Origin of the sequence: Streptomyces sp. NPDC045470 (assembly GCF_040646595.1) — a bacterium.
GTDB lineage: Bacteria > Actinomycetota > Actinomycetes > Streptomycetales > Streptomycetaceae > Streptomyces.
In genome coordinates, this window is the sequence record NZ_JBEZAN010000031.1 from 15,321 (window position 1) to 33,087 (window position 17,767).

16 protein-coding genes are annotated in these 17,767 nt (G+C 72.0%); 7 read left to right on the forward strand and 9 right to left on the reverse strand.

Annotated elements, in window-relative coordinates; translation table 11 throughout:
* Window positions 1-132: 132 nt before the first annotated feature.
* The gene (locus tag AB0A97_RS39315; protein ID WP_361160154.1) at window positions 133-861 is read left to right on the forward strand and encodes a hemolysin III family protein; all 729 of its coding nucleotides are present in this window, start codon (window positions 133-135) and stop codon (window positions 859-861) included.
* Window positions 862-1,267: 406 nt separating this feature from the next.
* Window positions 1,268-1,900 (forward strand): TetR family transcriptional regulator, encoded by a 633-nt coding sequence (locus AB0A97_RS39320; protein WP_361160157.1) that lies wholly within the window; start codon window positions 1,268-1,270, stop codon window positions 1,898-1,900.
* 126 nt (window positions 1,901-2,026) lie between these two features.
* Here AB0A97_RS39320 and AB0A97_RS39325 read toward each other — a convergent pair whose 3' ends face one another.
* The 3 genes from AB0A97_RS39325 to AB0A97_RS39335 all read right to left on the reverse strand — a co-directional run bounded on the left by AB0A97_RS39325 (window position 2,027) and on the right by AB0A97_RS39335 (window position 5,817).
* Entirely contained in the window at window positions 2,027-2,506 is a 480-nt protein-coding gene (locus AB0A97_RS39325; protein WP_361160160.1) for a MerR family transcriptional regulator, read from the reverse strand.
* A 127-nt stretch (window positions 2,507-2,633) separates the two neighbouring features.
* The gene (locus AB0A97_RS39330) at window positions 2,634-3,668 is read right to left on the reverse strand and encodes an NADP-dependent oxidoreductase (RefSeq protein ID WP_361160162.1); all 1,035 of its coding nucleotides are present in this window, start codon (window positions 3,666-3,668) and stop codon (window positions 2,634-2,636) included.
* A gap of 109 nt (window positions 3,669-3,777) precedes the next feature.
* Entirely contained in the window at window positions 3,778-5,817 is a 2,040-nt protein-coding gene (locus tag AB0A97_RS39335; RefSeq protein ID WP_361160165.1) for a thioredoxin domain-containing protein, read from the reverse strand.
* Between the two features lie 138 nt (window positions 5,818-5,955).
* Between AB0A97_RS39335 and AB0A97_RS39340 the strand changes: the two genes are divergently transcribed.
* The gene (locus tag AB0A97_RS39340; RefSeq protein WP_361160168.1) at window positions 5,956-6,522 is read left to right on the forward strand and encodes a Uma2 family endonuclease; all 567 of its coding nucleotides are present in this window, start codon (window positions 5,956-5,958) and stop codon (window positions 6,520-6,522) included.
* 152 nt (window positions 6,523-6,674) lie between these two features.
* On the opposite strand, the gene AB0A97_RS39345 is transcribed toward AB0A97_RS39340, so the two are convergent.
* The gene (locus AB0A97_RS39345) at window positions 6,675-6,833 is read right to left on the reverse strand and encodes a hypothetical protein (RefSeq protein WP_361160171.1); all 159 of its coding nucleotides are present in this window, start codon (window positions 6,831-6,833) and stop codon (window positions 6,675-6,677) included.
* Window positions 6,834-7,437: 604 nt separating this feature from the next.
* Here AB0A97_RS39345 and AB0A97_RS39350 point away from each other — a divergent pair.
* Window positions 7,438-10,725 carry a tetratricopeptide repeat protein gene (locus AB0A97_RS39350; RefSeq protein WP_361160175.1) on the forward strand — a complete coding sequence of 1,096 codons (3,288 nt, stop codon included), beginning with the start codon at window positions 7,438-7,440 and terminating at the stop codon, window positions 10,723-10,725.
* Window positions 10,726-10,890: 165 nt separating this feature from the next.
* Here the strand turns inward: AB0A97_RS39350 and AB0A97_RS39355 are convergent, their stop codons facing one another.
* Window positions 10,891-11,193 carry a hypothetical protein gene (locus AB0A97_RS39355; RefSeq protein ID WP_361160178.1) on the reverse strand — a complete coding sequence of 101 codons (303 nt, stop codon included), beginning with the start codon at window positions 11,191-11,193 and terminating at the stop codon, window positions 10,891-10,893.
* 4 nt (window positions 11,194-11,197) lie between these two features.
* Window positions 11,198-12,070 carry a mycothiol conjugate amidase Mca gene (mca, locus tag AB0A97_RS39360; protein WP_361160181.1) on the reverse strand — a complete coding sequence of 291 codons (873 nt, stop codon included), beginning with the start codon at window positions 12,068-12,070 and terminating at the stop codon, window positions 11,198-11,200.
* Between the two features lie 95 nt (window positions 12,071-12,165).
* Between mca and AB0A97_RS39365 the strand changes: the two genes are divergently transcribed.
* Window positions 12,166-12,573, forward strand: a complete 408-nt coding sequence (locus AB0A97_RS39365) for a DUF4307 domain-containing protein (protein WP_361160184.1) — start codon at window positions 12,166-12,168, stop codon at window positions 12,571-12,573.
* A gap of 343 nt (window positions 12,574-12,916) precedes the next feature.
* On the forward strand, window positions 12,917-13,414 hold the full coding sequence (greA, locus tag AB0A97_RS39370) for a transcription elongation factor GreA (protein ID WP_361160187.1): 498 nt from the start codon (window positions 12,917-12,919) through the stop codon (window positions 13,412-13,414).
* Between the two features lie 105 nt (window positions 13,415-13,519).
* Here greA and AB0A97_RS39375 read toward each other — a convergent pair whose 3' ends face one another.
* The 3 genes from AB0A97_RS39375 to ilvA all read right to left on the reverse strand — a co-directional run bounded on the left by AB0A97_RS39375 (window position 13,520) and on the right by ilvA (window position 16,900).
* Entirely contained in the window at window positions 13,520-14,320 is an 801-nt protein-coding gene (locus AB0A97_RS39375; protein WP_361160190.1) for an ABC transporter permease, read from the reverse strand.
* A complete protein-coding gene (locus AB0A97_RS39380) occupies window positions 14,317-15,393 on the reverse strand; it encodes an ATP-binding cassette domain-containing protein (RefSeq protein ID WP_361160193.1) in 1,077 nt (358 codons plus the stop codon). Before AB0A97_RS39380 ends, AB0A97_RS39375 begins: the two co-directional genes overlap by 4 nt.
* A 289-nt stretch (window positions 15,394-15,682) precedes the next feature.
* The gene (ilvA, locus tag AB0A97_RS39385) at window positions 15,683-16,900 is read right to left on the reverse strand and encodes a threonine ammonia-lyase (RefSeq protein ID WP_361160196.1); all 1,218 of its coding nucleotides are present in this window, start codon (window positions 16,898-16,900) and stop codon (window positions 15,683-15,685) included.
* A 345-nt stretch (window positions 16,901-17,245) separates the two neighbouring features.
* On the opposite strand from ilvA, the gene AB0A97_RS39390 reads away from it, so the two are divergent.
* Complete coding sequence (locus AB0A97_RS39390) at window positions 17,246-17,746, forward strand: MarR family transcriptional regulator (RefSeq protein ID WP_031007890.1); 501 nt, start codon at window positions 17,246-17,248, stop codon at window positions 17,744-17,746.
* Window positions 17,747-17,767: the final 21 nt, after the last annotated feature.

A 17,767-nucleotide genomic window follows, 5' to 3' on the forward strand; every position in this document is an offset into this window, starting at 1 on the left:
CGCTCATCCGGTGCCGACCGCACTCATTTGATCATCCGATCCTCATGGGCATCTGTCCAGAGGGGGTTCTCGTGACCGTCACCACTTCCGGACCGATCTGTAACCTACGGTTGCGTAGGTAGCATTGCGGCCATGACTTCCGCGCCCGACGCCGCCGAAAGCCGCTCTTCCTCCGTCACCAGCGCGGCCGCCGACGCAGTATCCGCGGTCGCCGCGAAGGCCGCGCCGCTCAAGCCCAAGCTGCGGGGCTGGCTGCACGCGGGGATGTTTCCCGCCGCCCTCGTCTCCGGTGTGGTGCTCACGGCCCTGGCCGACAGCACCCGCGGCCGGATCGCCTGCGCCGTCTACACCCTCTCCGCGTGCCTGCTCTTCGGGATCAGCGCCCTGTACCACCGTGGAAATTGGGGTCCGCGCACCGAAGCCGTGCTACGGCGACTGGATCACGCCAATATTTTCCTGATCATCGCGGGCACCTACACCCCGCTGACCATGCTGCTCGTCCCCGGCGGCCGGGGCCAGGCGCTCCTGTGGGCCGTCTGGGCGGCCGCCCTCGCCGGCATCGCCTTCCGCGTCTTCTGGGTGGGCGCGCCGCGCTGGCTCTACACCCCCTGCTACATCGCTATGGGCTGGGCGGCCGTCTTCTTCCTGCCCGACTTCCTGCACAAGGGCGGCGTCGCCGTCCTCGTCCTCGTCATCGTCGGCGGCGTCCTCTACAGCGCGGGCGGCATCATCTACGGCATCAAGCGCCCCAACCCCTCACCGCGGTGGTTCGGTTTCCACGAGGTCTTCCACTCCCTCACGCTGGCGGCGTTCGCGGTGCACTACGTCGGCATCTCATTGGTGGCCTATTCGCACGCCTGAGGTGCCCGGCGCGGCACCCGCGCCACCGGGAACACCGGGAACACCCGCACCGCCGTCCTTCGCGCCGGCCTCCCCGCTCCGCCGGCGCGCGCCCCCCGCGCCCGTACGTGGCCGCGGCCTCGACGCCGCGGCCACCTGCCACGTCAGGGCCGCCACTCCGGCCAGCACCAGCGCGACCACCGCGGTCGTGCCGCCGACGAGGAACCCTCCGACGCACAGCGCTGCCGCGAACACGGCGAACACATCAATCGCAGTACGCATACCCGCCACACCCCCTCCAAGCATCACTGACGGTGACCTTGCCCTCGCTGAAGCGTTACACACACCACTGACAGACAAGGGCATATCAAGGAACACCGACGACCGACACCCTCCTGCGTGCGGAAGCGGCCCGCACCGCCGGACAATGGCGCTCATGGCCTCCGCACAGAAGACCGCCGCTCAGCCCGGCACTCCCAAGATCGGGCTGCGGGAACGGAAGAAGATCCAGACCCGGCAGGCGATCCGCCGGGCCGCCTACCGGCTCTTCGCGGAGCAGGGGTACGAGGCGGCCTCCGTCGACCGGATCGCCGAGGCCGCCGACGTCTCCCCCAGCACGGTCTTCCGCTACTTCCCCACCCGGGAGGACATCGTCCTCACCGACGAGTACCTCCCGCTCCTGGAGGCGGAGCTGCGGGCCAGGCCCGCCGACGAGCCGATGGCCGAGTCGATGCGGCACGTGGCCGTCGAGGCACTGCGGCGGCTCCCGGCCGAGGAGCACGCCGAACTGGTCCAGCGCGCCCGGCTCATCCGCGAGGTGCCCGCGATCCGCGGCCGTACGGCGGAGAACGCCGTACGGGACAGCGCCATGATCAGCGCGGTACTGGCGGAGCGGACCGGTCGCTCCGCCGACGACCTGGAGGTCCGGGTGATCTCCACGGCGATTCTGGCCGGGCTCCAGGAGGCGCTGCTGCTCTGGGTGGCGGACGGGCAGCAGGACGATCTCGGCACCCTCATCGGCCGGTCGATGGACGTACTCGGCCGGGGCCTCACGTTGTGAACACGCGCCCCGCCCGCCCCTCGACGGAAAGACACGCCCCGGTCCCCGCCCGCCCCCGACGGCACCACGCACCCCGACCTCCGCCCCCCGACAGAAGCGCCCGCCCCAGCCTCCGTCCGGCCCGCCTCACTCCCGTAAGGCTCTCCCGTACGGCGCCACCCGCCCCGGCTCCCTGGCCGGCTCCCCCAGCCGCCGGGCCAGCCGCCCGCGCAACCGCGTCAGCCGCTCGATCCGGGCGTCCAGGTCGGCCAGCCGACGGCGGGCCACCTCCGTCGCCGTACGGCAGTGCTGCTCCGGCCCGGGATCCGCCGCGCCGCCCGCCGCGCTTCCCCCGTCACCGTCCCGTGCCCCCTCCTGTACGAAGAACAGCTCCGGAATGCCGTCGGGCGGCAACGCGTCGAGGAGCGGCGCGAAGGACTGGATGTCGCCCACCGTCAGCCCGGCGTCGAGCAGTTCCCGCACCGTGCGGAGCTTGCGTACGTCCTCCGGCTCGTACACCCGGTGCCCCGACGGCGTACGCCGGGCGATCACCAGCCCGTGCTCCTCGTAGTAGCGCAGTGCCCTGGCCGTCATGCCCGCCGCGGCCGCGGCGTCCCCGATGCGCATCCGGTCCTCCCCCGCCGGGGCCCGGTCGGTGTGCCCCGCTGCGTACGTCGACTCACTCAGACCGTACGTCGTCGGCCGGGAGCACACCGACGGGCCCGCGCCACGGGAAGACCGCTCGCGGCTCCCCTCACAACTCCACGAGCACCGCCCCCAGGTGCCGCCCCTCGATCAGCTCCCGCAGGGCTCGCGGCGCCTCCTGGATGCCCTGCAACCGCGCGTGCGGGAAGGTGAGGGTGCCGTCCCGGAGGCCGCGCCCGAACTGCTCGTTCCACTCGCCGATCAGGTCGGGGTGGTCGTAGAGCGCGACGCCGCGCAGGGTGATGCCGCGCGCCACCAGGGACAGCGTGTCGACCTCGGTGGTGGACGTGCCGGAACCGGAGAGCTGGTTGGAGAGCGCGCCGACGAGCGCGATACGGGCACCGCGGTTGGCGAGCGCGATGGCGGCCTGCAACTGCTCGCCGCCCACGTTGTCGAAGACCGCGTCGACGCCCTCCGGAGCGGCCTTGCGCAACTGCTCCTCGAACGGCCCGGCGCCGCGGATCACCGCCGCGTCGTACCCCAACTCGTCGACCAGGTGATCGGCCTTGCGCTGCGATCCCGTACTGCCGATGACCCGCCCGGCGCCGCGCAGCCGGGCGATCTGGCCGGCCAGCGACCCGACCCCGCCGGCCGCGCCGGACACGAACACCGTGTCCCCCGGCCGCACCTCGGCGCCCCGGACGACACCCATGTAGGCGGTCGGGCCCTGCGACAGGTAGGCGGCCGGGTCGGGCATCAGGTCACGGTCCCTGCGGTGCACCTCGGCGGCGTCCACCAGGGCGTACTCCCGCCAGCCGAAGTTGTGCTCCACCAGGTCACCGGGGGCGAAGTCGGTGCCGGGCGCGTCCACCACCTCGCCGACGGCCGCCCCGTACAGCGCCTCGCCCGGCACGAAGGACGGCATCGGGACCGTGGTGTCCTCGTCCATGAGCGTCCGCATGACGGCGGCGACGGCCATGGTGGTGTTGCGTACGAGCACCTGCCCGGACTTCGGCTCGGGCACCGGCACCTCGACGACCTCGAACAGGTCGTCGGTGAGCGGGCCCCGCGGGCGGCCGGTGAGGCGGACTTCGTGGTGGGTGGCGGGCAGGCCGCCACCGGTGCGGTTCGTGCGGTTCGTCATGCCGTCACGCTAAAAGTTGACGCCCGCGTGAAGTTCAAGCCCGCTTTGCGGCCTAGGACTTCGGACGGAGCGGGGCGGGACCAGGGGACCGGCCCCTGCCCGCCCTCCCTCACCCGCCGCTGAGCTTCTCCCCCAGCTCCTCGGGGTCGGTCGTCGGGCGCTCGCACGTGAAGTGGCGGCAGACGTACGCGGCGGCCCGGCCGTCGGCCAGCGGACGGTCCTTCAGCAGCGGCACCTCCTCCGACCCCGGCTCCCCGAGGGCGACCACCGCGCCGGGCGCGGTGCCCAGCAGGGCGGCGCGGTGCAGCGCACGGGTGGCCGGGTCGCCGTCCGGACCGACCACCGCGACCTCGCGCGGCCCGTCCAGCGCGGCCTCGGCGACGGCCAGCCCCCACCCGATGAAGCGCGGTGCCCGGCCGCTCAGCGCCTTGACGACGCCGAGGGCGCGCTCGGCGGCGTCCCGGTGCGGTGCGCTGCCGGTCAGCGCCGCGTACGCCAGGAGCGCGCCGGCGGCCGCGGTCCATCCGGAGGGCGTGGCGTTGTCCGTGGGGTCCTGCGGGCGGCGGATCAACTGCTCGGCGTCGTCGGCGGTGTCGTAGAGCGTGCCGTTCTCGGCGGTGAAGTGCACGAGCACGGTGTCCAGGAAGAGGCCGGCGAACTCCACCCAGACGCCCTCCCCGGTGACCGAGGAGAGTGCGACGAAGCCCTCGGCGACGTCCGCGTAGTCCTCCAGGACACCGGCGTTGGCGCCCGCGACGCCGTCCCGCGAGGTGCGGTGCAGCCGCGCCTGCCAGTCCATGTGGACGCGGACGAGCAGGTCGGCGGCGTCCGTGGCGGCCTGCACCAGGTCCGGGCGGTCGAAGTAGGCGCCGGTCTCGGCGAGGGCAGCGACGGCCAGGCCGTTCCAGGCGGCGACGACCTTGTCGTCCCGCCCGGGGCGCGGCCGGGCGTCCCGGGCCGCGCGCAGCCGCTCCTTGATGCCCGCGATCCGCGCCGCGTCCACCAGGTCGTCGGTGTCGGGCAGTTGCAGGACGGAGGCGCCCTCCTCGAAGGTTCCCTCCTGCGTCACACCGAAGTAGTGCGCGGCGATCCCGGCGTCCTTCTCCCCCAGGACGTCGCGCAACTGCTCCGGCGTCCACACGTAGTACGCGCCTTCGACGTGCCGGCCGCTGCCGTCGTCGGAGTCGGCGTCCAGCGCGGAGGCGAACCCGCCCTGCTCCGTACGGAGTTCCCGCACCATGAACTCGGCGGTCTCGACGGCGACACGGCGGGCCAGGTCCGACCCGGTGGCGCGCCACAGGTGCGCGTACGTACGGCACAGCAGCGCGTTGTCGTACAGCATCTTCTCGAAGTGCGGCACGGTCCAGGTCTCGTCCACCGCGTAGCGCGCGAAGCCGCCGCCGAGCTGGTCGTAGATCCCGCCGCGGGCCATCGCCTCCGCCGTCGCCTGCACCATCTGCAAGGCTGCCTCGGACCGCGTACGGGCGTGGTGGCGCAGCAGGAATTCCAGCGCCATGGACGGCGGGAACTTGGGCGCGCCGCCGAAACCGCCGTGCACGGCGTCGAAGTCGCGGGTCAGCGTGAGCAGCGCGGAGGCCAGGTCCTCCGGGCCCGGCGGCACCGGCTCCCCCTTGGCCAGCGACGCGGAGAGCGACCGGGCGGACAGGTCGGCGACGATCCGCCCGGCGACCTCGCCCACCTCGTCCCGGCGGTCCGTCCAGGCGCTCCGCACACCCTGGAGAACCTGCGTGAAGGAGGGCATACCGTGGCGCGGCGCGGGCGGAAAATACGTACCGAAGTAGAACGGCTCACCCTCGGGCGTCAGGAAGACGGTCATCGGCCAGCCGCCCTGCCCGGTGGCGGCCTGCACGGCCTCCATGTAGACGGCGTCCACATCGGGCCGCTCCTCGCGGTCCACCTTCACCGGTACGAAGTGCTCGTTGACCACGGCGGCGACCGCCGCGTCCTCGAAACTCTCGTGCGCCATCACGTGGCACCAGTGGCACGCGGAGTAGCCGACCGACAGCAGCACGGGCACATCACGCCGCTTCGCTTCCTCGAAAGCCTCCGGCGTCCAGGGCCACCAGTCGACCGGATTGTCCGCGTGCTGAAGCAGATAAGGCGAGGTCACGCCAGCCAACCGGTTCATGCGGACCAGCCTCTCACAGCGCCCGCCCCATCTGGCGGAGCCGGAAGCACGGCCGTCGGCGACGGTATCCACGGCAAGCGGAACAGTAGGCTGAACCCAGCAGCGCGTGAACTGTCGAGGCTCCTCGAAGGAGGCACCATGACCGCCGAGATGGTGGTGCCCACGTGGATGCACACCCAGATCAGCGCGGAGCAGTACGACTCGTGGTCCGAGGAACAGTGTGCGGGCATCGAGATCGTGGACGGAATGGTCGTCGTGAGCCCGAGCGCCTCCAAGCGCCATAACAGGCTGGCCCGGCTCCTGGCCAATGCCCTGGACGCCGCCGCGGGCTCCGAGTGGAACGCCGACACGGACTTCGATGTCCGCTTGCAGGACGTTCCCCTCACCAACCGCCGTCCGGACGTCATCGTCTGCCGGGCGGAGACCATCGACCTCACGCCCACCCGCCCCGAACACGTACTCCTGGTGGTCGAGGTCGTGTCGCCCGGTTCGGAGACCACGGACCTGATCGTGAAGGTGGACCAGTACGCCAAGGCCGGCATCCCCTTCTACTGGCGTGTCGAACAGGCCGCCACCGGTGTCCCCATCACCTACACCTACGTTCTCGACCCCGCCACCAAGGTTTACAGGGACGGTGAGATGTTCACTGGCGCGATCGAGACTGCCGTTCCCTTCTCCGTGGCCATTGACCTGGGATCCGCCTGAAGCGCTGGAAACCCTTCCCTCATGCCTGGATGCGGGGTCAGCGAGTGCGCCGGCGCCAGTGACACGACGCCGCATCCGGCTGCCCCGGACGGGCGTGTCGCGCAAGGCTTTCATGGCGTCTCCCACGAGGCCGGGACGGCGTGCTCACCGGCTCAGGCGATCACCGCGATGTCCCCGTCGTCGAAGTAGGTGGCCTGGTGCAGCCGGCCGCCGAGCGCGACGGCGAAGCGGGCGTGGACGTCCTGGCCGGAGATGTGTCCGCGCTCGATCTGTGACACCCGCCGCTTGGTGACGCCCGTACGGTCGGCCACCTCCTGCTGGTCAGCCCACGGGCCCGCCGCAGTTCCGCCAGTCGGCGCCCCGTCGTCTCCGCCAGCGGCTCCTCTTTGCCCGCCCGCACGGCGTCCTCGCCACCGGCGCGCGCGACGTGCCCGGCGCGGATGTCCTGCCAACGCGTGTATCCACTCACGGTCGTCCGCCTTCTTCCCCCGGTCGCTCACGTAGGTCTTGCAGCGCTGCTCGGCCAGGGGGATCGCTTCGTCGTACCACTCGGACCATCGGCCCGACTTGTCGCCCGTGATCAGCAAGAGGTTGCTGCGCCACGAATTGAGGTGAAGACGAGGAAGACCTCCCACCCGCACTCGCTGAACACGTATAGCTGTCCCTATACCTCTGCGCCACTGGCCTGCCCACGCAGACGAAATGCCCCGCGGTGGATAGCCCAGGGCCCGCGGGGGGAGTTATCCACAGGCCTGCCGGATTTCGCGCGGAAGCGGAACACTGTGGGTACGGAAACCGATCACCGCGGGCCGGGGCGGGTGTGCTGCACCGGCTGTCGGGGAGCGGTGGGAGGCCGGGGGTGGCCGGGAGCACCGGGACCTGCCGGGACGCTGGGAACTGCAGGAGGGGGAAGGCATGGCGGGCTCACCGGCTGTGCTGCGCGACCGTCACCGGGCGGAAGCGGACGGGCTGTTGGCGCGGGCCGTCGAGGAGGAGGTCCGGCGTTCGGGCGGGACGCTGGACCGGGGCGTGCTGCTGGCCCGGGCGCGTGCGGTGCTGGACGACATGGCCGGTGCGGCGTCCGAGGAGTACGGCGCGTACGTACACGCGCTGGACGAGTCCGCGGCCGGGCAGCGCCCGCTGTCCGCGCGGCTGTCGCGCAAGGAGCTGAGCACCCCCGCGGTGGCCACGGCGGTCGCGGCGGTCGCCGCCTTCGGCACGGACCTCGCGTTCGGGACGGGTCCTGGTACGGCCCTCGGCGTCGGTGTCTCGGTGGCGGCGGCGGGCGCCGCGGCGACGGTCGTGAAGCTGACGGCGGGGCACTGGCCGGCGGCCCACCGGCAGGCGGGGATGCGCGGCCAGCCGGGCGGGCCCGAGCAACTGCGGTTGCAGTGGCTGACCGCGCTGGAGGTGCGCGGTATCCGGCCGTTCCTGGACCAGCAGCGGATGCTGACGGCGGCGACGCGCGGCAGCTCCTCCGGCACGCCCGCCGCCTCCCGCGGCAGCCGGGTGCCGCAGTTGCGCGGCGCGGACCGCAGCGCGGCGGCCCGCCAGCGGTCCGTGCTGGAGCAGTCGTTCGCGCACTTGCCGCAGCCGGAGCAGTTGTTCGCGGGGCGGCGGGCGCATCTGGCGCAGATCGCGCAGTGGGTGCACGCGGCCCGGGCGAGCACGGAGACCCGGCCGACGGTCGTGGTGCTGCACGGCGAGCCCGGCTCGGGACGTACGGCACTGGCGGTGCGGGCCGCACACCAGCTTCGGGACCAGTTCCGCGGCGCGTGCGTGGTGGATCTGCGCGGGGACACCCCGGGCGAGACGCCGCTGCCGACACGGGACGCGCTGCTGCACCTGCTCAACCGGCTCGGCGCGCCGCGCGAGCAGCTTCTCTTCCGTGAGCGGCCCTCCCAGGAGCAGCACGTCAAGCGGCTCACGGAGCTGTACCACAAGCATCTGACGGGCCTGCCCGTCACGGTCCTGCTGGACGACGCCTCTGACCCGGAGCAGGTGCGCCTGCTGGTGCCGGACCGCTCCGACAGCCTGGTGCTGGTGACGACCCGCGAGCCGATGGACCTGCCCGGCGATCTCCAGGCGTGGGTGCACCAGCTACCGGTGGGCGCGCTGGACTCGGCGGGCACCGAGGAGCTGCTGCGGGCCGCGGCCGACGAGTCCGAGGGCGAGACCGGACCGTACGACCACCAGTCCGTGGAGCGGATCGCGCAGCTTTGCGCAGGGCTGCCGCTGGCGCTGCGGGTGGCCGGTTCGTCGCTGGGGCCCAGGTCGCCCGCCACGCTGGCGGCGGACCTGGCGGAGAGCGCCGCGCGGTGCCCGGCCGCCGGGCCCGGGGTGTCCCCGGCCGAGGCGGCGCTGTGGCTGCGCTACGGCGACCAGTCGGAGACGGCCCGCCGACTGCTGCGCCGGCTGGCGCTGGTGGGGCGCGCCAGTCTGGGGGCGGCCGCCGCGGCGGCACTGCTGGGCGTGGACGTGCCGGAGGCCGAGCGGCAACTGTCGGCCCTGGCCGCCACGGGCCTGATCGAGCACGTGCGCGGCGACCGCTACCGCCTGCACGCCCTCGTCCACCACTTCGCGCACGCCCGCCTGGTGGACGAGGAGGACCCGGCCGGGCGCAGTACGGCCCAGGAGCGGCTGATCCGCAGCTACGCGGAGCTGGCGGACTCGGTGATCCGCCTGGTGGACGGCCGGACGTCCACCCGCGCCGACCGCTTCGGCTCGCACGGCTTCACTTCGCTGGACGCCGCGCTCCAGTGGCTGGACGACGAGACCAGCTTCATCACCGCCGCGCTGCGCCACGCCGACCAGGACGTGGACCAGGCGACCGTCTCGCACCTGCTGGGCGCACTGGCCGACTACTGCCTGCTGCGCGGTGACCTGTACCGCCTCGGCGAGCTGAGCGAGCTGACCAAGGCCGCCGACCGGGGGCTGCTCGTACGGTCCGTGCAGTGGCGCACCGGCATCGCGGCCCGGCAGCTCGGTGAGCTGGACAAGGCCCGTACGACCCTGACCTCGGTGGTCGACCTGTATTTCGAGGCGCAGCACCCGGTCGGCGCCGCGCGCGCCCTGCGTGACCTGGGCATCACGCTCCAGCAGCAGGGCAATCTGACGGAGGCCGCGGCCAAGCTGCGCGAGGCCATGGAGATGCAGTCCGGCCCGGACGTGCGCGGCGACCGGGCATGGACGCTGCACGCGCTGGCGGCCGTGGAACGGGACCGCGCGCAGGTGGCGGAGGCGCTGGCGCTGCTGCGCGAGTCCCTGGAGCTGCACCGGGAGAGCGAGAGCCTGCACGGCCAGGCGTGGGCGCACTTCCAGCTCGGCCAGGTGTATCTGCGGATGGGCGAGGTCCCGGAGGGGGAGCGCGAGTTCCACGCGGCGATGGAGCTGTACGGCCGTACGCACGACGACCGCGGCGAGGCGTGGGCGATGACCCAGCTCGCGCGGGCCCGGCTGGTGGACGCCGACCCGGACCCGGCGGTGGACCGGCTGCGCCAGGCCCTGCCCCTGCACCGCCGCTACGAGGACGCCCGCGGCGAGGCGTGGACGCTGTACTACCTGGGCCAGGCGTTGGAGGAGCAGGGCGACCTGGACGCGGCGCTGCGGCACCTGGAGCGGTCCCGGACGATGTTCAGCCGGATGCAGGACGGCTACGGCCTCGCCTGCGCCCGGCACCACTCGGGGCGCGTCACCCGGGACCTGCGGGCCGCGCAGACCGGCTCGCTGCGCAACAGCGGTTTCGCACGGCAGCTCCTCCAGGACGCCCGCAAGGACTTCCAGCGGATCGGCGTCCCGCACGGGGAGGCGTGGTCCTGCCTGGAGTTGGTGATCATCGACGCGGGCAACGGGCGGGCGGCGCAGGCGCTGGAGCTGGCCGACGAGGCGGCGCGGACGTTCGCCGGTTACGGGGACCGGCGCGGCGAGGACTGGGCCCGTTTCCTGCGCTGCACGCTGCTGCCGTTCGCCTCACCGGGCGGCTCGGTGGTCGGCGCGGCGGTCGCGCAGGAGGAGCTGGCCCGGCTGGCGCAGGAAGGGCACCCGACCCGGGACTCGAAGCTGGAGGACTGCGCGGAGACGTTCGCGCTGCTGCTGGAGCGCGGCGTCGAGCCGGAAACGGGGTGGGAGGCATGGCGGCTCGGCATGGTTCCGAACCGCCACGCGCGCGAGGTCATGGGGGTGACCGTTCCCTCGGCGCAGTGAACAGGTGACCGGAGGCGTTCCCTCGGCGCGGTGACCGGAGGCGTCACCTCGGCACGGTGACGGGGGTGCCTTCGCTCGCGGAGACGGAGGAGGCGCCCCCGCTCGCGATGACGCCGGACGGGCCGGCGGACGATGTCCCGCCCCGCCCGGCGTCCGGGGACGTGCTCAGCCCGCCTCGGGCCGTGCCTTCCCCGAGGGCTGCCCCTTCACCTGGCTCTTCTTCGCCTGGCTGTTCGCGGTGCCCTTGGCCGGGGCCTCCGTGCCGGAGGCGCCGGGCGCCTCCGGGGTCTCCTCGAAGTCGACCTTCTTCATCCGCTTGTTCATGGACTTCATCAGCAGCCATACGGCGCCGCCGATGACCGCGAACACGATGAAGCCGAGGACGCCCGGGGTCACCTTGTCCTTGTCGAAGCTGTCGGCAAGGGTGACGAAGTGCGTCACGGCGAGGGTGCTAGTCGCGCTCATCATGGAGTCAATTGTTGCGGATGCCCGCGAAGAGGTCGTCCTCGGGGAGGGACGTGTCGACGAGCGACTTGGCGAGCTCGTACTCCTCCGTGGGCCAGACCTCCTTCTGGATGTCCATCGGCACCCGGAACCAGCCGCCGTCGGGGTCGATCTGCGTCGCGTGCGCGATCAGCGCCTTGTCGCGGATCTCGAAGAAGTCGGCGCAGGGCACGTACGTGGTCAGCGTGCGCTCGCGGCGCTCGAACTCCTTCCAGCGCTCCAGCCACTCCCCGTACGGGGAGTCCAGGCCGCGCTCCAGCAGCGCCTCGTGCAGCGCGACGGTGCGCGGCCGGTTGAAGCCCTGGTTGTAGTAGAGCTTCTGCGGCTGCCAGGGCTCGCCGGCCTCCGGGTACTTCTCCGGGTCGCCGGCCGCCTCGAAGGCCACCATCGTGATCTTGTGGGTCATGATGTGGTCGGGGTGCGGGTAGCCGCCGTTCTCGTCGTAGGTCGTGATGACCTGCGGCTTGAACTCGCGGATCAGCTTCACCAGCGGCTCGGCCGCCGCCTCCACGTCCTGGAGGGCGAAGCAGCCGTCGGGCAGCGGCGGCAGCGGGTCGCCCTCGGGCAGCCCGGAGTCGACGAATCCCAGCCACTCCTGCTTGACGCCCAGGATCTCCCGGGCCTCGTCCATCTCCTTCTTGCGCACCTCGTGGATGTGCTCCTCGATGTACGGGTCGCCCTGGAGCTTGGGGTTGAGGATGGAGCCGCGCTCCCCGCCCGTGCAGGTGGCGACCAGCACGTCCACCCCCTCGGACACGTACTTGGCCATGGTGGCCGCGCCCTTGCTCGACTCGTCGTCGGGATGGGCGTGGACTGCCATCAGTCGCAGCTGCTCAGTCAAGACTCGATCCTCAGTGAAAGGCCGGAGAAGATGTTTCCTATAGTGACCGAAGCGCGGGGCGATTAATTCCGAAGCCCCCGGCAGGAGGAGCGATCATGAGCGCGGTGCGCGAAGGGCTGCCCGACGGACGCTACGGCCGCTCCGCCGACCAGCGCGCCGACCGCAAGCTGAAGATCGTCGGTGCCGTGCTGGGCGTGGCGCTGCTCGGTGTGGTCGGCTGGTCCGGTTTCTCCTACATCTCCGGGCAGGACCTCAGCGGCCGGGTGATCACCTGGGACCGTGTCTCGGACAGCGCCGTCAAGGTGCATCTGGAGGTCGTCAAGGGCAAGGACGACACCGGTACGTGCACACTGCGCTCGCAGGCCGACAGCGGCGCCGAGGTGGGGCGCAAGGACGTCACCGTCGACGCTCCGAAGGAGCAGGTGGACGTCGAGGTCACGATCCGTACGACGGCGCGGGCGACCAACGCCGTCCTGGTCGGCTGCACGTCCTCCGGCGGCTGACCCGGCGCTCGCCCCGCGGCCCTCGACCCGACGCCCGGCCCCGGCGCACCCCGACGGCCGCCCCGCCCTCCGCCCGACACCCGGCTCCAGCGCCTCCGGCGGCCGCCCCGCAAGCCCCCCGGCGGCAGGCCCGCACCGCGCACCGCCCGGTGTGTCGCCGGGCCCGTCCGGGCCGGCGCGCTGACCGGGCACGATCCGGCCGGATGACGTTCCCGGCGAAATTCCCCTTCCCCGTTTTGTGCCGGAATTGTTAGGCTCGTGGTTTCGCCCACCCGTGGAGGCGCAGCCTGCGGCCTTCCTGGTAGGGCGTTTGATTTATCCCCAGCACCGACGAGGAGCACCTGTGACCCAGACCAGCGACAACGTCACCTGGCTGACCCAGGAGGCGTATGACCAGCTCAAGGCCGAGCTGGAGCACCTGTCTGGTCCCGCACGCGCCGAGATCACCGAGAAGATCGCGGCGGCCCGCGAGGAAGGTGACCTGAAGGAGAACGCCGGGTACCACGCGGCCAAGGAAGAGCAGGGCAAGCAGGACCTTCGGATGCGCCAGCTCAAGCAGTTGCTGGAGACGGCGAAGGTCGGCGAGGCGCCCGCCGCCACTGGTGTCGTGGCCCCCGGCACGGTCGTCACCATCGCGTTCGACGGAGACCCGGACGACACCCTGACGTTCCTGCTGGCCTCGCGGGAGTACGCGAGCTCGGAGATCGAGACCTACTCCCCGCAGTCCCCGCTGGGCTCCGGAGTGAACGGCAAGAAGATCGGCGAGACCGCCGAGTACGAGCTCCCCAACGGCAAGAAGGCCTCGGTGAAGATCCTCGAAGCCAAGCCGTACACGGGCTGAGCACCGGGCGGCACCCGCCCGTGGCCTGACGACGACCGGCCCGGAGCCCCAGCGGCTCCGGGCCGGTCGTTTCCGTGTTCCCCCGGTCCCGGCCCCGGCCTCCGGTCAGCCGGCCGCCTTGCGGTACTTGCGGACCGCGAGCGTGCGGAAGAAGACGAGGATCAGCACCGACCACAGCACCGAGGCGATGACCGGGTGCTGCATGGGCCAGGCATCCGGGGTCCTGAAGCCGGGCGGCAGGTTGCCGAACAGCTCACGGGCGGCCTGGACCGTGGTGCTGAACGGGTTCCACTCCGCGATGTGCCGGAAGACCGTCGGCAGCTTGTTGGAGTCCACGAAGGCGTTGGAGATGAACGTCAGCGGGAACAGCCAGATCAGCCCGCCCGAGGTGGCGGCCTCCGGCGTCCGTACGGTCAGGCCGATCAGCGCGCCGATCCAGGAGAACGCGTAGCCGAGCAGGAGCAGCAGGGCGAATCCGGCCACGACCTTGCCGATGTGCTCATGTGTGCGCCAGCCGAGGAGGAGCGCGACGAGGGCCAGCACGATCAGGGTGAGCGTCGTCTGGACGAGGTCGGCGAGGGTACGGCCGGTGAGGACGGCGCCGCGCGCCATGGGCAGCGAGCGGAACCGGTCGATCAGGCCCTTGTGCATGTCGTCGGCGATGCCCGCGCCCGCACCGGCGGTGGCGAAGGTGACGGTCTGCGCGAAGATGCCCGCCATCAGGAACTCGCGGTAGGTCTGCTGCGAGAGCGAGCCGCCGACCTGGATCGAGCCGCCGAACACGTACGTGAAGAGGACCACGAACATGATCGGCTGCACCAGGCCGAACAGGACCACCTCGGGAATCCGCTTCATGCGGATCAGGTTCCGCCGGGCGAGGACCAGGGAGTCGGTCGCGCTGCTCATGACGTCTGCTCCTTTCCGGCGGCGGACCGCCGTGCCGCGGGCGCGTCACCGACCGCGGTGGCCCCGCCCTCGCCTGCCCCGTTGCCGCCGTCCCCGGCCTCGCCGCCCCCGTTCTCGCCGTTGCCCTCCGCCACCTCGGCGGCGTGGCCGGTCAGCGAGATGAACACGTCGTCCAGGGTCGGCCGGCGCAGCCCGATGTCGTCGATCTCGACACCGCGTGCGTCGAGTTCGCGGATGACCTCGGCGAGCAGCTTGGCGCCGCCCGTCACCGGCACCGTGATCTTTCGCGTGTGCTGCTCGATCTTGCTCGCGCCCTTGCCGAAGCCGCGCAGCACCGCGTCGGCCGTGCCGATGTGCTCGGCGGCGTGCACGACGACCTCCACCCGCTCGCCGCCCGTACGCGCCTTGAGCTCGTCGGAGGTGCCGCGGGCGATGACCCTGCCGTGGTCGACCACGCAGATGTCGTGCGCGAGGTGGTCGGCCTCTTCCAGGTACTGGGTTGTGAGGAGCAAGGTCGTGCCGCCGGCGACCAGTTCCTGGATGACTTCCCAGAGCTGCTGGCGGTTGCGCGGGTCCAGGCCGGTGGTGGGCTCGTCCATGAACATCACGGGCGGGCTGACGACCAGCGCGGCCGCCAGGTCGAGCCGGCGCCGCATGCCGCCGGAGTAGGTCTTGGCCGGACGGTCGCCGGCGTCGGTGAGGTGGAAGCGCTCCAGGAGCTCGGTGGCCCTGGCCTTCGCCGCGCGCCCGCCCATCTGGTAGAGCCGGCCGACCATGGTCAGGTTCTCACGGCCCGTCAGATACTCGTCGACGGCGGCGAACTGGCCGGACACGCCGATGGAGCGGCGTACTTCGTCGGGGTGCTTGAGGACGTCGATACCGGCGACGACCGCGGTGCCGCGGTCCGGCTGGAGGAGGGTGGTCAGAACCCGTACGGCGGTGGTCTTGCCCGCACCGTTCGGGCCGAGCAGTCCGAGGACGGTTCCTTCGGGGACGTCGAGGTCGACGCCGTCCAGAGCCCTCACCTTGCCGAAGGTCTTCACCAGCCCCTCGGCGTAAATGGCGCCTGGCATTGGGTACTCCCAAGGTATGGGGTTAACTCCAGGAAGAATCTTACTTTCACCGGATATGGGCCGCTCTACGGGCATATACCCGGCACCGAGGGGGCCCCGAAACACGGCGCAGCTCCCCCGCGGACCCGGACCATAGCGCACTCGCGATACATCGCGACATACGTTGGACGGCGTGTGCGGCCGCGCGGCCGGTCAGCTCAGCCGCGCGCCACGGCACACATCCGCCCATGGCGCACCTCACGCACGTACGCCCGCGGCGCACGTCGTGCACGTCCGCCCGCGGCGCACCTCACCCCATGACGGTGTAACCCGCCGCCTCCAGGGCCGAACTGACCTCCGTGCAGTGCTCCGGACCCTTGGTCTCCAGATGCAGCTCCACCTCCGCTTCCGTGAGCCCGAGCCGCGGATCGGTCCGCACATGGCTCACGTCCAGGACGTTCGCGTCGACCTCCGACAGCACCGCGAGCAGCGTCGCCAGCGCCCCCGGCCGGTCCGTCAGCCGCAGGCGCAGCGACAGGTAACGCCCCGCCGCGGCCATGCCGTGCCGCAGGATGCGCTGCATCAGCAGCGGGTCGACATTTCCCCCGGACAGCACCGCGACCACCGGGCCTTCGAAGGACTCGGGCCTCGACAGCAGCGCCGCCACCGGACTCGCCCCCGCCGGCTCCACGACCAGCTTGGCCCGCTCCAGGCAGAGCAGCAGAGCGCTGGAGAGCTCGTCCTCGGACACGGTACGGACCTCGTCGACGAGATCGCCGACGATTTTGAACGGCACGTCGCCGGGGCGCCCGACCTTGATACCGTCCGCCATCGTCACCGGCGCCTCGATCGAGACCGGCCGCCCGGCCGCCAGCGAGGGCGGATAGGCGGCCGCGCCCGCCGCCTGCACCCCGACGATCCGCACGTCCGGCCGCAGCGCCTTGACCGCCAGGGCGATGCCCGCGACGAGCCCGCCGCCGCCGATGCCCACGACGATCGTGCGCACCTCCGGGCACTGTTCGAGGATCTCCAGGCCGACCGTGCCCTGGCCCGCGATGATGTCCCGGTGGTCGAAGGGGTGGATGAAGACCGCGCCCGTCGCGTCGGCGTACTCCCGCGCCGCCGCCAGCGTCTCGTCCACGACCTGGCCGTGCAGCCGCACCTCGGCGCCGTACTCACGGGTCGCGGCGACCTTCGGCAGCGGCGCGCCGACCGGCATGAACACCGTCGAGCGCACCCCGAGCAGCGAGGCCGCCAGCGCCACGCCCTGCGCGTGGTTGCCGGCGCTGGCGGCGACCACACCGGCCGCCCGCTCCCGCGGGGAGAGCGCCGCGATCCGCACGTACGCGCCACGTATTTTGAAGGAGCCGGTGCGTTGCAGGTTCTCGCACTTCAGATGCACCGGGGCCCCCACCAGACCGGACAGGTGCCGGCTCCCCTCCAAGGCGGTGGACCGCGAGACGCCGGACAGGATCTTCTGCGCCTCCCGTACGTCCTCGACGGTGAGCGCGGCGGAGGCGGCGGCCACCGGGCCCGCGCCCGGACCGGAAACGGAGGCGGAACCGGAATTCGACGCCGGTTCCGCACCGGTACCGGACGCCTCCGCACGCGCCGGGACCGATGCCGGACCGGGTCGCTGACCGGTGGCAGAAGCGGAAGCGGAATCCGAAGGGGAACCGGAGGCAGGAGCGTGCTCGTGCGGCGTGTGATCGGCCATGAAACCCAGTCTTACAGTTCGGTCCGCGGCGGATGCCCGGGGCCGCCGGACCGGTGCCACGTAGGCACGTCTTTGGACAGCGCCGGTACGGTCCGCGCCGGGGCCGCGTACTCTGTCCCCCAATCCGTACGCATCCCATGAAGCGAGCTCCCGGCCATGCCCACCTCTTCGGACATGACGACCCACACCGACCCCGCTCTTCTCGACGCGCTGCAACACCAAGTCGCCGTTTTCGCCCGCCGCGCCGAACAGAGCCGGCTCGGCGGCGTCGGCCAGGCACGCAATTCCATGGACCGTGCCGCCTACCTGCTCCTCAACCGCCTGGACAAAGAGGGCCCGATGGGTGTCAAGGCGCTGGCCGCCGGCATGGGCATCGACTCCTCGACCGTCACCCGGCAGGTCGCCCCGCTGGTCGACTCCGGCCTGGTCAACCGCGCCTCGCACCCCGAGGACGGCCGTGCGGTCGTGCTCCAGCTCTCCGAGCGCGGCCGGTCCCGGCTGGAAGAGGTACGGGCCTCCCGCCGCGCCCTGATGGCGCTGGTCACGGAGGAGTGGACGGAGGAGGAGCGGGACTCCTTCTGCAGCCTGCTGACGCGCTTCAACGCCTCCCTGTCCACGGTCACCGCGACGCTGCCGCCGGTGCCGTCCAGCTCCTGAGCGGCCGGACCCCGTCCCGTC

Excerpts from the sequence above, each read along its gene's own strand:
- AB0A97_RS39315 (WP_361160154.1), top strand. The coding sequence starts at position 133 with ATGACTTCCGCGCCCGACGCCGCCGAAAGCCGCTCTTCCTCCGTCACC.
- AB0A97_RS39320 (WP_361160157.1), top strand. The coding sequence starts at position 1,268 with ATGGCGCTCATGGCCTCCGCACAGAAGACCGCCGCTCAGCCCGGCACT.
- AB0A97_RS39325 (WP_361160160.1), bottom strand. The coding sequence starts at position 2,506 with ATGCGCATCGGGGACGCCGCGGCCGCGGCGGGCATGACGGCCAGGGCA.
- AB0A97_RS39330 (WP_361160162.1), bottom strand. The coding sequence starts at position 3,668 with ATGACGAACCGCACGAACCGCACCGGTGGCGGCCTGCCCGCCACCCAC.
- AB0A97_RS39335 (WP_361160165.1), bottom strand. The coding sequence starts at position 5,817 with ATGAACCGGTTGGCTGGCGTGACCTCGCCTTATCTGCTTCAGCACGCG.
- AB0A97_RS39340 (WP_361160168.1), top strand. The coding sequence starts at position 5,956 with ATGACCGCCGAGATGGTGGTGCCCACGTGGATGCACACCCAGATCAGC.
- AB0A97_RS39350 (WP_361160175.1), top strand. The coding sequence starts at position 7,438 with ATGGCGGGCTCACCGGCTGTGCTGCGCGACCGTCACCGGGCGGAAGCG.
- AB0A97_RS39355 (WP_361160178.1), bottom strand. The coding sequence starts at position 11,193 with ATGATGAGCGCGACTAGCACCCTCGCCGTGACGCACTTCGTCACCCTT.
- AB0A97_RS39365 (WP_361160184.1), top strand. The coding sequence starts at position 12,166 with ATGAGCGCGGTGCGCGAAGGGCTGCCCGACGGACGCTACGGCCGCTCC.
- AB0A97_RS39375 (WP_361160190.1), bottom strand. The coding sequence starts at position 14,320 with ATGAGCAGCGCGACCGACTCCCTGGTCCTCGCCCGGCGGAACCTGATC.
- AB0A97_RS39380 (WP_361160193.1), bottom strand. The coding sequence starts at position 15,393 with ATGCCAGGCGCCATTTACGCCGAGGGGCTGGTGAAGACCTTCGGCAAG.
- AB0A97_RS39390 (WP_031007890.1), top strand. The coding sequence starts at position 17,246 with ATGCCCACCTCTTCGGACATGACGACCCACACCGACCCCGCTCTTCTC.